Origin of the sequence: Zoogloea sp., from assembly GCF_030157465.1 — a bacterium.
Lineage (GTDB): Bacteria > Pseudomonadota > Gammaproteobacteria > Burkholderiales > Rhodocyclaceae > Zoogloea.
In genome coordinates this window covers 114,428-131,500 of record NZ_JAOAUU010000058.1, presented here as the reverse complement: position 1 = coordinate 131,500, position 17,073 = coordinate 114,428, and the positions used below count along the sequence as shown (strand labels likewise).

At 66.3% G+C, this 17,073-nt stretch carries 19 protein-coding genes; 4 read left to right on the top strand and 15 right to left on the bottom strand.

Annotation, left to right across the window (positions count from 1 at the left end; translation table 11 throughout):
• Nucleotide 1: 1 nt before the first annotated feature.
• The 12 genes from Q1W26_RS07245 to Q1W26_RS07190 all read right to left on the bottom strand — a co-directional run bounded on the left by Q1W26_RS07245 (nt 2) and on the right by Q1W26_RS07190 (nt 10,743).
• Nucleotides 2-274, bottom strand: a complete 273-nt coding sequence (locus tag Q1W26_RS07245) for a PAAR domain-containing protein (RefSeq protein WP_300437824.1) — start codon at nt 272-274, stop codon at nt 2-4.
• Between the two features lie 12 nt (nt 275-286).
• Entirely contained in the window at nt 287-1,957 is a 1,671-nt protein-coding gene (vgrG, locus tag Q1W26_RS07240; protein WP_300437821.1) for a type VI secretion system tip protein VgrG, read from the bottom strand.
• A gap of 73 nt (nt 1,958-2,030) precedes the next feature.
• Nucleotides 2,031-2,699 (bottom strand): hypothetical protein, encoded by a 669-nt coding sequence (locus tag Q1W26_RS07235; RefSeq protein ID WP_300437818.1) that lies wholly within the window; start codon nt 2,697-2,699, stop codon nt 2,031-2,033.
• A gap of 70 nt (nt 2,700-2,769) precedes the next feature.
• On the bottom strand, nt 2,770-2,931 hold the full coding sequence (locus Q1W26_RS07230; RefSeq protein WP_300437815.1) for a DUF5908 family protein: 162 nt from the start codon (nt 2,929-2,931) through the stop codon (nt 2,770-2,772).
• Between the two features lie 13 nt (nt 2,932-2,944).
• Entirely contained in the window at nt 2,945-3,388 is a 444-nt protein-coding gene (locus Q1W26_RS07225; RefSeq protein ID WP_300437813.1) for a phage tail protein, read from the bottom strand.
• A 17-nt stretch (nt 3,389-3,405) separates the two neighbouring features.
• Nucleotides 3,406-3,840 (bottom strand): phage tail protein, encoded by a 435-nt coding sequence (locus Q1W26_RS07220; protein WP_300437808.1) that lies wholly within the window; start codon nt 3,838-3,840, stop codon nt 3,406-3,408.
• Nucleotides 3,841-3,914: 74 nt separating this feature from the next.
• Complete coding sequence (locus Q1W26_RS07215; RefSeq protein WP_300437805.1) at nt 3,915-5,873, bottom strand: phage tail sheath C-terminal domain-containing protein; 1,959 nt, start codon at nt 5,871-5,873, stop codon at nt 3,915-3,917.
• Between the two features lie 22 nt (nt 5,874-5,895).
• Nucleotides 5,896-6,903, bottom strand: a complete 1,008-nt coding sequence (locus Q1W26_RS07210; RefSeq protein WP_300437802.1) for a hypothetical protein — start codon at nt 6,901-6,903, stop codon at nt 5,896-5,898.
• Entirely contained in the window at nt 6,900-7,469 is a 570-nt protein-coding gene (locus Q1W26_RS07205) for a DUF4255 domain-containing protein (RefSeq protein WP_300437799.1), read from the bottom strand. Before Q1W26_RS07205 ends, Q1W26_RS07210 begins: the two co-directional genes overlap by 4 nt.
• 162 nt (nt 7,470-7,631) lie before the next feature.
• Complete coding sequence (ruvC, locus tag Q1W26_RS07200; RefSeq protein ID WP_300437797.1) at nt 7,632-8,186, bottom strand: crossover junction endodeoxyribonuclease RuvC; 555 nt, start codon at nt 8,184-8,186, stop codon at nt 7,632-7,634.
• Nucleotides 8,183-9,040 carry a DMT family transporter gene (locus Q1W26_RS07195; RefSeq protein WP_300437794.1) on the bottom strand — a complete coding sequence of 286 codons (858 nt, stop codon included), beginning with the start codon at nt 9,038-9,040 and terminating at the stop codon, nt 8,183-8,185. Before Q1W26_RS07195 ends, ruvC begins: the two co-directional genes overlap by 4 nt.
• Nucleotides 9,041-9,084: 44 nt before the next feature.
• Nucleotides 9,085-10,743, bottom strand: coding sequence for a mechanosensitive ion channel family protein (locus Q1W26_RS07190; RefSeq protein WP_300437791.1), 1,659 nt, complete (start codon nt 10,741-10,743; stop codon nt 9,085-9,087).
• 191 nt (nt 10,744-10,934) lie between these two features.
• Here Q1W26_RS07190 and Q1W26_RS07185 point away from each other — a divergent pair, with 191 nt between their 5' ends.
• On the top strand, nt 10,935-11,420 hold the full coding sequence (locus Q1W26_RS07185; RefSeq protein WP_300437789.1) for an EVE domain-containing protein: 486 nt from the start codon (nt 10,935-10,937) through the stop codon (nt 11,418-11,420).
• The gene (locus Q1W26_RS07180; RefSeq protein WP_300437787.1) at nt 11,417-12,229 is read left to right on the top strand and encodes a sulfite exporter TauE/SafE family protein; all 813 of its coding nucleotides are present in this window, start codon (nt 11,417-11,419) and stop codon (nt 12,227-12,229) included. The genes Q1W26_RS07185 and Q1W26_RS07180 overlap by 4 nt, the downstream gene beginning before the upstream one ends.
• A gap of 51 nt (nt 12,230-12,280) precedes the next feature.
• On the opposite strand, the gene Q1W26_RS07175 is transcribed toward Q1W26_RS07180, so the two are convergent.
• Nucleotides 12,281-13,063, bottom strand: a complete 783-nt coding sequence (locus Q1W26_RS07175) for an enoyl-CoA hydratase-related protein (RefSeq protein WP_300437784.1) — start codon at nt 13,061-13,063, stop codon at nt 12,281-12,283.
• A gap of 233 nt (nt 13,064-13,296) precedes the next feature.
• Here Q1W26_RS07175 and Q1W26_RS07170 point away from each other — a divergent pair, with 233 nt between their 5' ends.
• Together Q1W26_RS07170 and Q1W26_RS07165 are read left to right on the top strand one after the other, a co-directional pair.
• Nucleotides 13,297-13,632 (top strand): DUF485 domain-containing protein, encoded by a 336-nt coding sequence (locus Q1W26_RS07170; RefSeq protein ID WP_300437781.1) that lies wholly within the window; start codon nt 13,297-13,299, stop codon nt 13,630-13,632.
• Nucleotides 13,632-15,296: a cation acetate symporter gene (locus tag Q1W26_RS07165; RefSeq protein WP_300437779.1), complete on the top strand. Its 1,665-nt coding sequence runs from the start codon at nt 13,632-13,634 to the stop codon at nt 15,294-15,296. Before Q1W26_RS07170 ends, Q1W26_RS07165 begins: the two co-directional genes overlap by 1 nt.
• Nucleotides 15,297-15,434: 138 nt before the next feature.
• Here the strand turns inward: Q1W26_RS07165 and Q1W26_RS07160 are convergent, their stop codons facing one another.
• Together Q1W26_RS07160 and Q1W26_RS07155 are read right to left on the bottom strand one after the other, a co-directional pair.
• On the bottom strand, nt 15,435-15,974 hold the full coding sequence (locus Q1W26_RS07160) for a hemerythrin domain-containing protein (protein ID WP_300437777.1): 540 nt from the start codon (nt 15,972-15,974) through the stop codon (nt 15,435-15,437).
• 180 nt (nt 15,975-16,154) lie between these two features.
• On the bottom strand, nt 16,155-16,826 hold the full coding sequence (locus Q1W26_RS07155) for a GntR family transcriptional regulator (protein ID WP_300437775.1): 672 nt from the start codon (nt 16,824-16,826) through the stop codon (nt 16,155-16,157).
• Nucleotides 16,827-17,073 lie beyond the last annotated feature (247 nt).

Here is a 17,073-nt window from a genome sequence, read left to right as displayed (position 1 = left end):
TTCATCCGATGATGACCGTGGGTTCGCCCACCGCCGCCGCGGCGCCGCACACGCAGGCGTCGCCCACCCGCAGGGCCGGTTTGCCGCCGATCAGCACGGTGGCGCTGCCCATCGGGAAGGGGCTGACCGGCGGATGGGGTGGTGGAATCACGCAGGCGTGCATGTCGCCCACGACGGCGGCGGGCATGCCGCCGATGAGCACGGTGGGCTCGCCCGGGCCGGTGAGGGTGCCGCCGTGGTTGGAGAGGTCGGTGACGCGGGCTGCGCTGGGCATGGTGGTCTCGCTTCAGTTGATCTGCACGAGGGAACCCTTGAGCTTGGCGGTGCCGCCGCTGCTGACTTCGATGCCGGCGCTGCCTTCCAGCTTGAGCTGGGAGCCGGCGCTGACTTCGCCGCCACCGCCGAATTCGAGCTTGGCGTCGCCGCTGGTCTTGAGCTTGAGTTCGGCGCTGCTTTCGAGGGTGATGCCGGCGCTGGAAAACTTGAGGCTGTTGCCGTTGCTGTCGGTGAGCACCACTTCGCCGTTCTTGTCGTCGAGCACGAGGCTGTGGCCGCCGGGGGTGGAGAGGGTGATCACGGTGTCTTCGTCGTTCACCAGCACCTGGATGCCGCTGCGGCTCTTGAAGGTTTTTTCGTGGTTGTCGTTGCTGGGCGTGAGCGGCGCGGCGTGGGCGCTGCTGTGGAGCATGCCGAGCAGCACCGGGCTGCGCGGGTCGTCGTCGAAGAAGCCGACCACCACTTCGTCGTCGATCTCGGGGCGGATCATCACGCCGCGGTCGCTGCCGGCATCGGAGCAGACCACCCGCGCCCACACGCCGTCGCCGGCCGGGTCGACCAGCGGCAGGCGCACGCGCACGCGGAATTCACCTTCCGGGTCTTCGTTGTCGGTGACGATGCCGGTTTGCAGGCCATGCACCGGGGCCAGCAGGCTGCTGCTGCGGCCGGATTCGAGGCGCTGGCGGCGGGCCGGGTCTTCGGGCACGCCGCCGAATTGCAGGTGGGTGCGCCAGCCCTGGGTGGTGTCCATTTCGTGGCGCACGCCGGTGACCAGCACCTGGCCGTTGAAGCGATCGCCCACGCCGGCCAGCTCGACCACGTCGCCCGGCAGCACCTGGCCGAGCCCGGCGCACATGGCGCGGCCGCTCACCTTGTCGAGGCGGGCACGGGCGAAGCGGGCGTCGGCGACAGCGGTGGCTTCGGCGTCGGGGAGCATGGCGTGGCGAAGTTCCAGCGCGTCGATGCCCATGGCGCCGGCAAGGTCGTCGGCGGCCAGGTTGCCGGGGCCGGTGAAGCCGGGCGGGCTGGCGTCGAGGGTGTGCACGGCCTGGTCGGCGGCGTTCCAGGTGAGGGTTTTGACGGCCTGGGTTTGCTCGCGGGCGTCGATCTCGGCGTCGAGTTCCATCAGCGTGGCGCCGAAGGCGAGGGTCGCGACGGGCGAGCCGGACAGCGCCGGGGCGCGGGTTTCGAGGTCGGCGCCGCGGGTGAGCACGATGTGGCCGCAGGCCTGGGCGCGGGTGACGAGAAAATCCCAGTCGGTGCTGTCGAATTGCACCAGATGCGGGTGGCTCAGGCTGGTGCTGGCGATGGTGGCGTTGATGCCGGCGTCGGAACAGAGCTGGCTGATGACATCGCTGTCGGTTTTGTCGAGATGGATGGCGCCATGCCGCTTGAGGCTCATTTTGGTGGCGGCGTGACGGCATTCGACGACGAGCTGCGGCGGCGAGCCTTCGCGCACCTTGAGGCGCTGGCGCACCACCAGGCCTTTGAACAGCAGGTCGGGGGCGTTGCCGCTGCCGGCCAGGATTTCGACTTCGGCGCCCGGCACGAAGAGGCTGCCGTTGCTGAGTGCAAAGGTGCCGGTGGCCGCTTCGCCGTCGCGGTAGGCCAGCCGCGCGGTGGCGATGTGGTTGGCGCTGCTGACCACGCTGACCGACAGCAGCTGGTCGGTGCGGGGCACGGCGCTGCCGTTCACCTTGATGGTGAACTCGCGTTGTTCGGCATCGATGGGGAGCGTGCGCGGGGCGGGAATTTTATTTCTCCAGCGGAGGCAGCACCACGCGGGTGCCGGGGGCGAGCTGCCGGAAGCCGTCGAGGCCGTTGGCGCGGGCCACCCGGGATGCGTAGTGGGGATTGTTGTAGATCTCGGTGCACAGCGCGGCCAGGGTGTCGCCGGCCTTGGCGATGCGCACGTGGGTGAGGTCGGGCGAGGCGTCCTGGGCCAGCGCGACGCGGGTCTGGTCGTCGGCGGTGTCGGTGAATACAGCGGTGATCACCGCCCTGAGCGGTACTCCGCTGGGTTTGAAGAGCTTGTAGACGATCGAGGCGCTCTTGAGCACGCAGCGCTTGATCTGGATGCGGCCCCAGGCAATCTTGAGGTAGTTGGGGCGGTGGATGTCGCCGTTGTAGCCGGTGACTTTCTGGAAGGATTCGACCTTTTCCTGCACGTCGAGGGGCCGCCCGTTGGCGCCGGTGCCGTCGATGAAGAAGGCGAGGGTCATGTCGCCGGGTTTGACCTTCTTGAAGTCCATGCGGCTGCCGGTGGTGCCGGCGCCCTGCCCGCTGTCGTACTCCATTTCGTAGGCAAGGGTGATCTCGGCCGGGTTGACGTAGGCCTCGAAGGTTTCGATGGCCGAGCCGCTGTAGTCCGGCGCGGTGAAGGCCTGAATCTGCAGGCGTTCGAGCTGGCCGCGATCAGTCATGAGTGCTCCCCTGGCGCTGCGCGCCTCCCCGCCAGGCGGGGGATTTCGCGCTTGGGGCGGCCCGGCGCGCTCATGGCTCACGCTCCTGACGCAGGATTTCAAGCACCTGCTCGACGCATTCGGCGATCAGGGCCTGGCGCTCGGCGTCCGGCGCGGGGGGCGTGCCGACGCCGCCGGAGCTGGCGTTGCCGACTTCCACCGAGATCACGACTTCATCGACGATGATGGGCATGGCGGGCTCCGGTTCAGGATTTATCCACGGTGAAGTACTGGTAGGCCAGCTGCAGGCTCTCGACGACGATGGCGTTGTTGGTGGCGTTGAGGTCGGTCACGGCCCATTTGACGGGGTAGGCGCCCACCAAATGCCAGGTGATCAGCGGTTCGTGGTTTTCGTTGAGCAGCTTGACGTCGACATTCTTGGGCTTGATGTCGAGGTTTTCGATGCAGTCGCGGGTCCAGTCCCAGATCGCCGAGCTTTTGAGCAGGCCGCGCTTGAGGACGAGGTCGGGGTACTTGGCGCGCAGCGGGTAGCGCTGGATGAAGCGGTTCTCGCCGCCCTCCGGCACTTCTTCGGTGGCGACCTCGAAGCCGAGGCCGCCCACTTCGCTGAAGCGCACGTCGTCATCGACGGCGCGATCAAGGCCAAGGACTTCCACCTTGAAGTGAAATCCGACGGGCGGGGTGTACATGGCCGGGCCTCAGCCGATCACTCGTTCTGCACTTCCAGACCTTCGTGGGCCAGCTCGATGGACTCGATGGCCACCTCGTTGCCGCTGGCCTTGAGCTGCGGCCCCTCGACCTTGACCGGGAAGGCGTTGTGGATCTTCCAGACCATCACCGGCTCGTGGGCTTCGTTGAGCAGGCTGATGGTGAGGTCGCGCCGCTCTACGGTGTTGAGCTTGATCGTCGATAGCCACTTGAAGAAGTCGTTGTCGGACTTGATGACGCCGCGCTTGAGGGTGACGTTGCTGAACTTGCGCAGCCCCGGCATCTTGATCGACGAGTACTCGGGGAAGGAGCCATCGCGGTATTCGATGGCCTGGTTTTCCTGGGTCAGGCCGGTGACTTCGGAAAAACCAACGCGGGTGCCGCCCCACTGGACGGAGAAGTGGAAGACGGGCAAGGGATACTGGGCAGGCATGTCGGTTCCTTTCGGTGTCTGGTCACGGGCGGGCCGGCTTCACGCTTGGCGAAGGCCGCGGCCCGGCGGCGGGGTCAGGACGTCTGCAGCTTGTGATAGAACTTGAGGATGATGAATTCGGCCGGCCGCACCACGGCCATGCCGATCTCGACGTACATGCGCCCTTCGAGGATGTCCTGGCTGCTCATGGTGGTGCCCAGCCCGCAGCGCACGAAGAAGGCTTCCTTGGTGGTGGAGCCGGCCAGCGCGCCTTCGCGCCATTTCTGGGTGAGATAACTTTCGATCATCCCGCGCACCTTGACCCAGGTGTTGGCGTCGTTGGGCTCGAAGACCGCCCAGTAGGTGGATTTCTTGACGGACTCTTCCACCATGTTGAAGAAGCGCCGTACCGAGATGTAGCGCCATTCGTTGTCGTTGCCGGCCAGCGTGCGGGCGCCCCAGATCAGGGTGCCCTTGCCGACGAAGCTGCGGATGGCGTTGACCGACTTGCCGGCCACCGGGTCGATGTTGAGGTTGTCGGTGTCGTCGCTGTCGAAGTAATACGTGGGCTCGATGACGCCGGTGAGGCTGACGTTGGCCGGGGCTTTCCAGACGCCGCGCTGGTTATCCACGCGGGCGTACACGCCGGCCACCGCGCCGCAGGGTGGGCAGGCGGTGAGCAGGCCATTCACGCCGCGCAGGATGGCGCGGTAGGCGCTGAAGTTTTCGGTGAGGTAATCCTCGTGGTTGCTGCGCCAGGTGGCGGCTTCGGCGGTGAGCCGGTTGAGGGCGGTGCTGGCGGCGGCGAAGGTGGCATGCACGGTGGGCAGGGCCGCATCGAGCTGGGCGGCCAGCGGCGTGGCGGGCGCGGTGGGGATGGTGCCGGTGCCGGCATCCGGGTCGTTGGCGCCAAAAATATCGCCCCACGCGGCGGCGCTGGGCGCGGTGCCGATGCTCCACTGTTCGGTGTAGGTGCCCGCGGCGGCGGCGAGTTCTTTCTCGACGGCGATCATGCGGGTGTAGGCGGTTTTCAGCGAGCCGCTGATCTGGCTGGTGAGAAAGGCCGTGAGGCTGGGGTTGGTCAGCTTGGCTACTGCGGTGAGCAGCCCGTCGATGGCGTGGGCGAGGCCGGTGAGCGAGCCGAACAGGGCCTGGGCGGTGGCTTCGCTCTTGCCGCCCTGGTAGTCGGTGAGCAGCTTGTCCTGGTGGGCGGCAAGGCTGCGCTGCGGGCTGGCCAGCCCGGCAAGCGTGGTGGCGATGAGGGCGCTGTCGGCGATCACCGAATCAAGCAGGGCCATGCGGGCGTTGAGGCCGGCGTCGCCCGACAGGCTGGTGAGGCTGACCGGTGCGCCGCCCTTGAAGAGCTTGCCGGCCAGGTCGGCGTAACCGACGTTCTTGGGGTACTTGAGCTTGAGCCAGGGGGCGTAGGCCGCGCCGTATTTGAGGTTGTTGACGCCGTTCTTGCCGCGGAAGCTGGCGATGGCGGCGGCGTGGTCGGTTTTGTTGGTGTAGAGCGCGGTGTCGAGAATCGCCACCCGGTCGCCCAGCTTGCCGCATTGGTCGAGGGCTTCCATCTGCACGGCGGCCAGATCGTCGGCGCCGAGCGCCGCGGCGTCGGGCACGACCAGCATGGTGGGTTCATCCACGGTGGACACCCGGCGCAGCCCGGCGATGAGTTCGTCCTTGTCGGTGGCGGCGGTGTGCAGGCCCACCGAAACGATGTGGCAGGGGCCGCCGCCGTTGTCGAAGAACAGGCGCAGGCTGGTGTAGAGATACTTGGTGTTGCCGGCGCCGAGCTGGGCGTCGACAAAATTGCTGGCGTCGTCGAGATTGACGCGGGCTACGTCGAGCCGCGGGGCGCCGCCGAACAGGCCCTCGAATTCGAGCAGCGAGACGATGCGGGTCGGGACGTTTTTGAGGTCGCCATCGACCGCGCGGGTGGCCTTGGCGGTGTAGCCGACAAAGGCCGGAATGGCGGTTTCCACTTCCGCGACCGAAGGCGGAAACACCGAGATTTCTTCGACATACACGTCGGGCGTGCGGTAAGTGGGCATGGCGGATTCGCTCCTCTAAGGTCTATCTCAGGTGGACGACGAACTGGGCGTCTGTGCGTTCGGCGCCGGGTTGCGGCAGGTTGCCGATGAGCAGCTCGCCGTTGCGGTGCAATTCAAAGCCGTGGGGGCCGCGGGCACGGCGGGCGACGGCGGTTTCGGCTTCGAAAAGCACGATGCTGCGGGTGCCGCCGGCGTCGAGCAGGGCCGGTGAAAGCCGGCCGCTGCCAAAGGGGGGCAGCACGCGTTTGAAGGTGACGGGGGCGTCGCGGCCATCGTCGGCGGCGCCGGTGTCGAGGATCTCGATGCTGTTGAAATCGGCGTTGTTGGCGGGTTTGACCACGATGTAGTAGCGCAGCACGTCGCGGCGGGCGGCCAGGTGCAGTGTGAAGGCGTGGCCGTTGGCGACATGCCCGGCGCTGGCGGTGAGGGCCACAATGCCCCAGCAGCCGCTGGCGGCGAGGCCGGGCTCGATGAAGATCCGGCGGCGGGCGGTGCTGCTGTCGGCGGCGATTTCGGTAAGGATGTATTCGCCGGGGCTGAGGCCGGCGCTGAACGGCCAGCTGGCGTCGCTGCCGTCGAGCCGGCCGAGGGCCACCTGGGCCCCGGCGGGCGTGGTGACGCGCAGATCGAGCGGCCGGGCCGTGAGTTGCGGGGTGATGGCCGGTGCGAGGCCGCAGAGTTCGACGCCGCGGGGCAGGGCATCGAGGTTGTCGCGGGAGGCGTCGTTGCCGAACAGCGGCCGCTCGCTGGCGCCGATGGCGTAGGCCGCGGTGTACTGGGCAAACCACGGGCTGCGCGGCACGAGGCCGAAGATCAGCTGGCGCCCGGTGCATTCGCCGACAGGCTGGCCGCCGTCATCCACGGCAATCAGCACATGCAGCACGCCGTCCCGCTCGCGCAGCTGGGCGCGCATGTCGGTGAGGGCGGCGCGGGTGGCGGGCGGCACCACAAAGCTGAATTCGTCATACGCCCCACCGCGAAAATCATGGCGCACGGCCAGGCTGAACAGGCTGCGGTGGGTGGTGTTCATGTGCCCCTCGCGCGGATGTCGATGTGGCTGACGGGCGTGCCGGTGGCAAGGGGCTCGACATCCTGAATGAGCAGCATGCGCAGCCGATACACCACCGAGGGCAGGTGCTTGGCGCCCAGGCAGGCCCACATCTGGTTGGTCTGCTCGGGGCCGTAATTGACGAGTTCGAGGGTCAGGCGATCGAGGCCGGCGGGCATGGCGGGCTGCTCGGCCGGGGTGAACAGCGGATGGGCCTGAAAGTAGGCGAGCACGTAGGCCAGCAGGCGCAGGCCTTCGGTGTAAACGTCGAAACGGGCGGAAATCAGGATGACGAGGTTGATCGCCAGCGGCGGCGGCAGGCTGATGTCGCGCCCCTCGAGCATGACCCGGTCGGGCATCTGGGCGCGGGTGATGCGTTCTTCCTCGATCTGGAAAACCGTGAGGCAGAGGGAGTTTTTGGGGGCGACCCAGTTGCCCTTGTCATCGACGACGGGGCCGATGTCGAGTTCGCCAAAACCCGCGTCTATCCTGCGATGCAAATAATTGTTGAACGCGTCTTTCAGGAACTTCAGCGATACATCGATCATCAACGCCCCCCTGCGCTCGACCGGGAAAAATATGCCTCTTGTGTCGAAGGCAATTTAATCTTAGGTGTCAGTCCGGGGGCGGGCGATTAAATACTTGATGCGTTTTGCGTGGCGGCGAGAGCTTCAGGCTATGACAAGAGATATAGGTATGGGCGGCTGCGTTCAGCGGCTCAGGCGCCCGCCGCGCTTGCGGGTGCCGACTCCGGCCATGGCCGCGAGGCCGCTGCTGGCGTGGGCGTGGCAGATTGCGCAGGCCAGCGCGTCGGCGGCGTCGGACGAGGGGCTGGCGCTGAGCGTGAGCAGGCGTTCGACCATGTGGCAAACCTGCTCCTTGGCGGCCTTGCCGTGGCCGACCACCGCCTGCTTGACCTGCAACGCGGTGTATTCGGCCACCGGCAGGTCGCACGACACGGCGCCGCAGATCGCCGCGCCGCGCGCCTGGCCGAGGAGCAGCGTGGATTGCGGATTGACGTTCACGAAGACGATCTCGATGGCCACCTGGTCGGGCTTGTAGGTGGCGATCACCTCACGCACGCCGTCGAGGATGATCTTGAGGCGCTCCGGCAGGCTGCCTTCGCCGCTCTTGATGCAGCCGCTGGCCACGTAGCGCAACTGGCTGCCGAGGGTGTCGATGACGCCGAAGCCGGTTTTGCGCAGACCCGGGTCGATGCCGAGGATGCGCGTGGCAACGGTGGCGGAGGCGGCGTTAAGTTTCATTTGCGGGCCAGCCACACGCCGAACACGGTGATGGCCATGCCGGCCAGCGCCAGGCCGGTGAGGGTTTCGCCGAACACGCCCCAGGCGATGAGCGCCGTGGTGGGCGGCGTGAGGTAGAACAGGCTGGCCACGTTCACCGCGCTGCCGCTCCGGATCAGCAGGTTGAGCAGGCTGATGGCGCCCACCGACAGCACCAGCACCAGCCAGCCCAGCGCAAACACGAACTGCCCGCTCCAGGTGATGGCCATGGTTTCGGTCTGGCTGGCAACGAGGGCGCTGACGATGAGGCAGGGCACGAACTGGATCACCGAACCGGTGCGCAGATCAAAGGCCGGGCAAAAGCGTTTTTGATACAGCGTGCCGGCGGTGATGCCGACGAGGGCCACCAGCACCGGCGTGAGCATTGCGGTGAGCTCGGGCGCGCTGGCGGCCGCGGCGACCTTGTGGGAAACCACCAGCCCGACGCCGCCAAAGCCCAGCACCAGCCCGGCCCACTGGCGCGGCAGCACCTTTTCGCCCAGCAGCACGCCGGCGCCCAGCGCGGTGAGCAGCGGCTGCAGGCCGACCACCAGCGAGGCGATGCCCGCCGGCAGCCCGTGGCTGATGGCCATGAACACGCCGCCGAGATAGGTGGCGTGCACCAGCAGCCCGGTGACGCCGATGTGCAGCCACTGGCGCGGCGCGTGCGGCCACGGGGCGCGGGTGGCCAGCGCCACGCCGCCCATCACGGCAATCACCAGCAGGTAGCGGACGCACAGAAAGGTGACCGGCTCGGCATACGGCAGGCCGAACTTGGCGCCGATGAAACCGGTGCTCCACAAGAGCACGAAGAGAAAGGGGTAGAAGCGGGTCAAGGCGGGTTTTTCGGGGTGGGGTCGGCGCGGATGATACACGCCGCCTAAGGCCGCGGCGCCTTGGCGGGCGGGGTGAACCAGTGCGAGGGCGGCACCACTTTCTCGTTGGCCGGGTCGTCGATGTAGTGGGGCGACATGATCTGCACGCCGTATTCGTTGAACACATCCTGGATGTTGGCGTGGAGCCGGCTGAGGATGTCGGCCCGCGGGTTGGCGCCGGCGGGGGTGGCCTGGGCCACGAGGCAGTATTCAGGGTAGAAATCCGACAGAGCCGTCTGGAAAACCCGCGGGGCAGGGTCGGGCAGCACACCGGAGGTGCGCAGGGCCGCTTCGACGAGCATGGCCTCCACCTGCCGCCACGGGGTGTCGTAGCCGATGGTGACGGTGGTGTCGATCATGAAGCCGCGCCCGCTGGAGGTGCGCGAATAGTTGCGCGTGGCACTGCCCACGATCAGCGCGTTGGGCAGGGTGATTTCGGCCCCCCGGCCCGTGCGCAGGCGCGTGGTGAACAGGTTGATCGACACGATGGTGCCTTCGTGGTCGCCGATGCGCACGTATTCGCCGCTGCGCAGGGTGCGCGAATACATCAGGATCAGCCCGCTGGCGCCCTGCCCGACAATGCTCGATGCGCCCAGCGACACCATCAGGCCGATCAGCACCGACATGCCCTTGAACGCCTCGGTCTGGGCGCCGGGCAGGTAGGGGTAGGCCATCACCAGCGCAAAGATCCAGATCAGGATGTTGGCGATCTTGCGGGTGGGCTCCACGGTGTCCCGGTCCAGCCAGGCGGTTCCGGCCTCGCCAGTGGCCACGTGGTCGAAAAGCGGCTTGAGCAGGCCGACCACACTGCGTGCGATGAGAAAGGTGAGGCCGACGATGAGCAGGTCGGGCAGGGCGCCCAGGATGCCGCCGCCGATATGGGCCGCCACCCCGAGCAGGTAGCCGTTGAGCTGCTCGCCCCAGGCGCGGGTGTAGGGAAAGCGGGCCAGCACGAGGCCGAGCCAGGTGTTGGCCAGCAGCGCGAGCAGCAGCCAGTACACGGCATTGACCAGCCAGCCCAGCGCAGAAAGGATGCGTTCGCGGCGGATCAGCTCGGTGCCGGCCAGCTTGAGGCTGGCCGCGCGGCGGTCCACCTCCACCACAAGGCGCGCGCCCGCCCAGCCACGCAGACGGGCCAGGCCGAAGGCGAGGGCGAGAGCCACGCCGGTTTCGGCCAGCGCGAAGCCGAGGCCCTTGAGGAGCGCCTCGCTATCCCGGCTTTCGCGGGATTCGGCGATGACGATGCGCAGCCGGGCCAGCGTGGTGTCGGTGAGGGCCGCGAGGGTCTGGCCGGCTAGCTTGTCCGTGTCGTCCGGGCTCAGCACGAAGGCCATCTGGCCGCCAATGAGCACGATGTTGCCGAGATCGGTGGGCCTGACCGTGATCGTGTCGTCCCCGCGCTGGAGCAGTTCCGCCAGGTTGCGCTCGCCGCGGGCGGCCCGCTGCTGTGGCGTGGCCCCCAGCAGGTTGCCGCGAAAGCGCACCACGTGGCGGTTGAGGAGGGTCAGGTCGGCGCCGTCGTCGATGGCTTCGGACTGCGTCGTGGCGATTTTTTCCGGCCCGTCGGCCGCGACGGCCGGGCCCATGCCTGCGAGCGTGCAGATCAGGGCCAGCTGAAAAAACAGCCGCGCCAGAAAATCGGGTGAAAACCGGGAATGCCGCATCGTTGTCTCCATCGGCCGGACGGCCGCTCGCGGGCGCTACTCTGGCCCGGACGACGGCTTGTGTGCAAGGGGGGATGACGCTGTTCTGGTGTTGATGGCCGGGGCGATGCCGCGGGAGGCTGCCGGTGAGGCGCCGGAGCCTCTAACATTGACCCCTCGCGCCCGCCGGGCGCCGCCAAAGGAGGCTGCTGATGCGCTACTGGCTGATGAAATCCGAGCCGGCCGACTGCTCGATCGACGGTCTGGCCACGCGCCCCGGCCAGACCGTGCCCTGGTATGGCGTGCGCAATTACCAGGCGCGTAATTTCATGCGCGACGCGATGCAGGTGGGCGACGGCGTGCTGTTCTACCATTCCGGCTGCGCCGAGCCGGGCATTGCCGGCATTGCCCGGGTGGCCGCCAGTGCCTATCCGGACGCCACCCAGTTCGATCCGGCGAGCCCTTATTTCGATGCCAGGGCCACGCCGGAAGCGCCCCGCTGGCTGCATGTGGATGTGCAGTTCGTGAAGAAGACCCGTCTTGTGGGTTTGCCCGAGTTGCGCAGCCACCCGGAACTCGCGAACATGCGCGTCCTTGCCCGCGGCAACCGGCTGTCGATCACGCCGGTCGAACCGGCCGAGTGGCGCTTCATCGTCGGGCAACTGCTCGGCGCCAACGATCTGCAGGACTGGAAATGAATATTGCAAACGAGTGGCTGCTCGCCTACCTCGCCCTCGGGGTTTTCGTGGGCTTTTTTGCCGGCCTGCTCGGCGTTGGCGGCGGCGCCATCATGGTGCCGATGCTGACCACGCTTTTCGCCGCCCAGGGGTTTCCGAGGGAGCACCTGGTGCACGTGGCGCTGGGCACCTCGATGGCCGGCATCGTCATCACCTCGATCTCCAGCCTGCGCGCCCACCATGCTCACGGCGCGGTGCGCTGGGATATCGTCAAGGGCGTTGCGCCGGGCATCCTGGCCGGCACCTTTGCCGGCACTTTCGTCGCGTCGCGGGTGCCGACTGCGCCGCTGGCGGTGTTTTTCTCGTGCTTTACCGCCTACGTGGCGGTGCAGATGATCCTCAACGTCAAGCCCAAGCCCTCCCGCGAGCTGCCCGGCGTGCTGGGCCTGGCCGGTGTCGGGGCCGGCATCGGCGGTATCTCGGCGATGGTGGCGATTGGCGGCGGTTCGCTGTCGGTGCCTTTCATGACCTGGTGCAACGTGAAGATCCAGCACGCCATCGGCACCTCCGCAGCCATCGGCCTGCCCATCGCCGTGGCCGGCGCGCTGGGCTACCTGATCAACGGCTGGGGCACGCCCGATCTGCCGGAATTCACCGTCGGCTTCATCTACCTGCCGGCGCTGGTGCTGGTGAGCGCGATGTCCAGCCTTACCGCCCCGATCGGCGCCAGACTCGCCCACCGGCTGCCGGTGGCCGTGCTGAAAAAAGTGTTCGCCGGCGTGCTGATCGTGCTGTCGGCCAAGATGCTGCACACGCTGATGGCGGGGTAAAACCGGCCGTCGGATGCCACAAGGCCCCGGGTGTTCCGGGGCCTTGTGCGTTTACCGCCCCTTGAACACCGGGGTGCGCTTGGCCAGAAAGGCATCGAGACCTTCCTGGTAATCGTCGGTGGCCAGAAAATCGAAGGCGGCGCGCTTTTCTTCCAGGGACAGCGGCGTGCCCCGGGTGAGCCGATGCACCCACTGCTTGTGCCAGCGGGCCACCAGCGGGGCGCCCTTGAGAATGCGGGCAGCGGTGGCGAGGGCTTCGTGCTCGACTTCCTCGTCGTCGACCACGCGGGTCAGCAGCCCCTTGGCGAGGGCTTCGCGGGCGACGAGGATGCGTCCTTCGAGCAATATTTCCAGCAGCACCGCCGGGCCCACCAGTTCGAGCAGGCCGGCCATTTCGCCCGGATACATCGAAAATCCCAGCTTGTTGATCGGCGCGCCGAAGCGGCTCGATTCGCCTGCGATGCGGATGTCGCAGCAGCCGGCAATCTCCAGCCCGCCGCCGATGCAGGCGCCCTGGATCATCGCGATGGTGGGCACCGGGCAGGCGCGCACCGCGTCGAGGGCGGCGGCGACCAGGCCTTCGTGATAGTGCAGGGCGTCGTCGACGGTGGCGCGCACGGTGATGAATTCCTCGATGTCGCCACCGGCCGCGAAGGCCTTGTCGCCTGCGCCGCGCAGCAGCACGCAGCGCAGATCGGGGTTGGCGTTGAGGGTGCGCATGTGGCGCTCGAGGGCGCGCCACATGTCGGCGTCCACGGCGTTGAGCTTGGCGGGGTTGGAGAGCGTCAGGGTGGCGACGCCTGCGTCCTGGCTGAAGAGGATTTCACCGGGCATTTTCGAGGGGGCTTCCGTTGAAGGGCGGGGGACTGAAGCAGGATTGTTGCGCTGCAAAAAAATCCGTACGTGTTGGTATGGAGTCTTATATATGTTATATCATCCGGTTGGGCGTTGTACTGGCGCGGCTTCGCCCTGCGTTTTACCTATAAAGACGACCAACCGGGTCGTTGCCAAAAATACCAACAGGCAGATCGCGCCGCATCCACTGACTTTCTCAAGGGAGGGAAATCATGTCGAGCTCTTCGTCTCAGATTGCGGTTTACGCACGCATCAGGCGCAATCCCCGCTTCACCGAACTGGTCGCCAAGCGACAGGGCTTTGCAACCCTGCTGTCGGTGATTGTTCTGGTGATCTTCTATGGCTTCTTCATGGTGGTGGCCTTCAACCCCAGCGTGATCGGCAAACGCCTCTCCGAAGGCTCCTACCTCACCGTGGGGATCGCCGCCGAGTTGTTCATGTTCATCTTTTTCTGGCTGCTGACCGCTTTCTACGTGAAGCGCGCCAACGGCGAGTTCGATGCCATGACCACGGAGATCATCCGCGACGCATCCAAGGAGGTTAAGTAATGCTGGCCCGTCTGAATCTTGCACTGCTGGCGCTCCTGGCCCCGGCTCTCGCTGTTGCCGGTGATGCAATCTCCGCCACCGAAAAGCAGCCGCTCAACCTGCACGCCATCGGCATGTTCGTGCTGTTCGTCTCGATGACGCTCGGCATCACCTACTGGGCGGCCGGCCGCACCAAATCCACCGCCGACTTCTACACCGCCGGCGGCGGCATCACCGGCTTCCAGAACGGCCTGGCGATTGCCGGTGACTACATGTCGGCCGCCACGCTGCTGGGTCTGACCGCACTGGTCTACACCAAGGGCGTCGATGGCTACATCTACATGATCGCCTTCTTCGCCGGCTGGCCCATCATCCTGTTCCTGATGGCCGAACGCCTGCGCAACCTGGGCAAGTTCACCTTCGCCGACATCACCTCCTACCGGCTCAACCAGAACCGGGTGCGCACCATGGCGGCAGTGTCGTCGCTCACCGTGGTGTGTTTCTATCTGGTGGCCCAGATGGTCGGTGCCGGTCAGCTGATCAAGCTGCTGTTCGGTCTCGACTACAACATCGCCCTGTTCGTGGTTGGCGCGCTGATGATGGTCTACGTCACCTTCGGCGGCATGGTTGCCACCACCTGGGTGCAGATCATCAAGGCCTGCATGCTGCTGGTGGGCGGTACGCTGGTGGCCATCCTGGCCATGTCCCAGTTCGACTTCAGCTTCGACAAGATGATGGGGCAGGCGGTGTCGCTGCACAGCCTGGGTGAGAAGCTGCTGTTCCCGGGTACCCTGATTCCGGATCCGATCACCGCGCTGTCGCTGGGCCTTGGCCTGATGTTCGGTACGGCCGGCCTGCCGCACATCCTGATGCGCTTCTTCACGGTGACCAACGCCAAGGAAGCCCGCAAGTCGGTGCTCTACGCATCCGGTTTCGTGGCCTACTTCTTCAACGTGATCCTGCTGATGGGCTTTGCGGCCATCATCATCGTCGGCCAGAACCCCGAGTTCTTCGAAGGTGGCCAGGTCGGCGGCAAGATCATCGGCGGTGGCAACATGATCGCCATGCACCTGGCCAAGGCCGTGGGCGGCAACCTGCTGCTGGGCTTCCTGTCGGCGGTGGCGTTTGCGACCATCCTGGCCGTGGTGTCCGGTCTGGCGCTGGCCGGTGCGGCTGCCATTTCCCACGACATCTATGCCCGCGTGATCCGCAAGGGCAAGTCCACCGAGACCGAAGAGCTGCGCGTGTCCCGTTTCGCCTCCGTGGGCCTCGGCCTCGTGGCGATCGTGCTGGGCATCGCCTTCGAGAAGATGAACGTGGCCTTCATGGTTGCGCTGGCCTTCGGTATCGCGGCTTCGGCCAACTTCCCGGTGCTGATCCTCTCCATGTACTGGAAGGGCCTGACCACCCGCGGCGCCATTATCGGCGGCTATTCGGGCCTGATTGCGGCAGTGCTGCTGGTGGTGCTCTCCAAGTCGGTGTGGGTGACGGTGCTGGGTAACGCCCAGGCGATCTTCCCGTACGACCAGCCGGCCCTGTTCTCCATGCCGCTGGCCTTCCTGCTGACCTACATCTTCTCGAAGCTGGACAACAGCGCCGAGGGGAATGCCGAACGCGCCATGTTCGACGATCAGTACGTTCGTGCGCAAACCGGTTTCGGCGCTTCCGAAGCCAGCTCGCACTAATCCCCATGCGCCCGAAAGGGCGCGCAGGGCTGAAGGAAAAACCCCCGACGGGCTGGCCCGGTCGGGGGTTTTTGTTGGCGCGAGGCTTTGCCCCGCCAGCATCGGCTCGCCCCGCGGCTGGCGGGGCAGGCCGCGGTGTCAGAACGGCATTTGCGTCAGCGGGGTGTGGCGCATGTGAAGGCGCTGGCCGAGGCTGGCCATGTGGTCGCTTTCGCGGCCGAGGATCGCCTTGGACATGGGCAGGAAGCTGTCTTCCTCATACTTTGCATGGGCCTGGTAGTTGGTGACCAGTTGCTCCAGCGCCGCAAGGTCCACGTCCGCATGGCCGCCGGTGGCGACTGCGCTGAGTTCGGGTTCGAGCTTGAGCCACACGGCCTCAAGGTGCCGGTGCTCGCGCACGAGGCGGTCGACGATGGCCTGCACCTTGTTGCGCTCTTCGCCTTCGCTGGCGTTTCTCAGTACGGAGGGGAACAGCTCGCGCTCTTCCTCGTTGTGGTGCTCGAAAACCGCGCTTCTGAAGAAACGCACGGCCTCGGCTGCGATCTTGCGAGCCTGCATCGCCGGTGCGAGCAGGGCGGGCAGCGTGTCGAGTTCCTTCAGGTGGGAAACGATGCCGGCGTGGCATTCCGAAAAACTTTCGATGGGATTGGTTTCGATGTTGTCGTCGATCGAGCTCATGGGGTTCTCCTTGGCATGGTTGGGGTTGTTGGAGCGACGTTGCGCTCCTTGCTCAAGCAAGCCAAGCTTATGTCACGCGAGGTGCCGGGGGTTTGAGCAAGCTCAAGTCGGAGCACCCGGATCGACTAGGGAAAACCCTTGTGCCGTCTCGGCTGAAGGCCGATGGCGGCGCGGTTCCGGTCAGGCCGTGGCCTCTCTCCGGGCCGCGATTTTGGCCAGTGCCCGGCGGCCGCTGGAGATGTGTTCGCGCATCGCCTGCTCGATACCGGCAGCGTCGCGGCGGCCAAGGGCTTCGAGGATTTCACGGTGCTCGGCGAGGGATTGCTTCAGTCGTCCGTCGCTGAACAGCGAGTGGTGGCGCGACAGCTTGATGACCTTGCGCAGGTCGGTGATCGCCTGACTCAGCCAGCGGTTGTCGGCGATCAGCTGCATTTCCTGGTGGAAAGCCTGGTTGGCCTCGAAGTAGCCGTCGATATCGTCGGCCGCCGCGGCCCGCTCGAGATCGTTGTGGATGGAAGTCAGGCGGGCCAGGTCGCCATCGGTGGCCTTGCGGGCCGTGTCGGCGGCGCACTGGCCTTCGAGCAGGGCCATGACGGTGAAGATTTCGTCCAGGTCGCGCTCGGAAATCTCCGTCACGTAACAGCCGCGCCGCGGCTTGAGGGTGACCAGACCTTCCGAGGCGAGCACCTTGAGCGCTTCCCGCAGGGGGGTGCGGGAGATGCCGTAGTCAGCCGCCAGGGCCTGCTCGTCCACCCAGGTTCCGGGCTGCAGCTCATGGGAAAAGATGCGCTGGCGCAGGCGTTCCGCGACTTCCTGGTAAAGGGCGACAGGGGCGATGCGGCCGGCGTTCATGGGCGGATCTGAAAGGAAAGTGGACAAGGTTGATTTGGCTATTGCATCCATAATTATGGATAAAGTATTATCCCGCGGATAGCAAGTCAAGTTCCTGCGCAGGAAGTAAACCTTGTCAGGGCACGGGGGCTTTTGCCACCCATGCCCAAAAAGAACAGAGGGAGGGAGAAAACTGCCCTGCGCAGGGCACGGCAGCCGGTCGTGGCCAGGGGTCACGACCGGTACTGGCGTCACTTATTACCAAAGG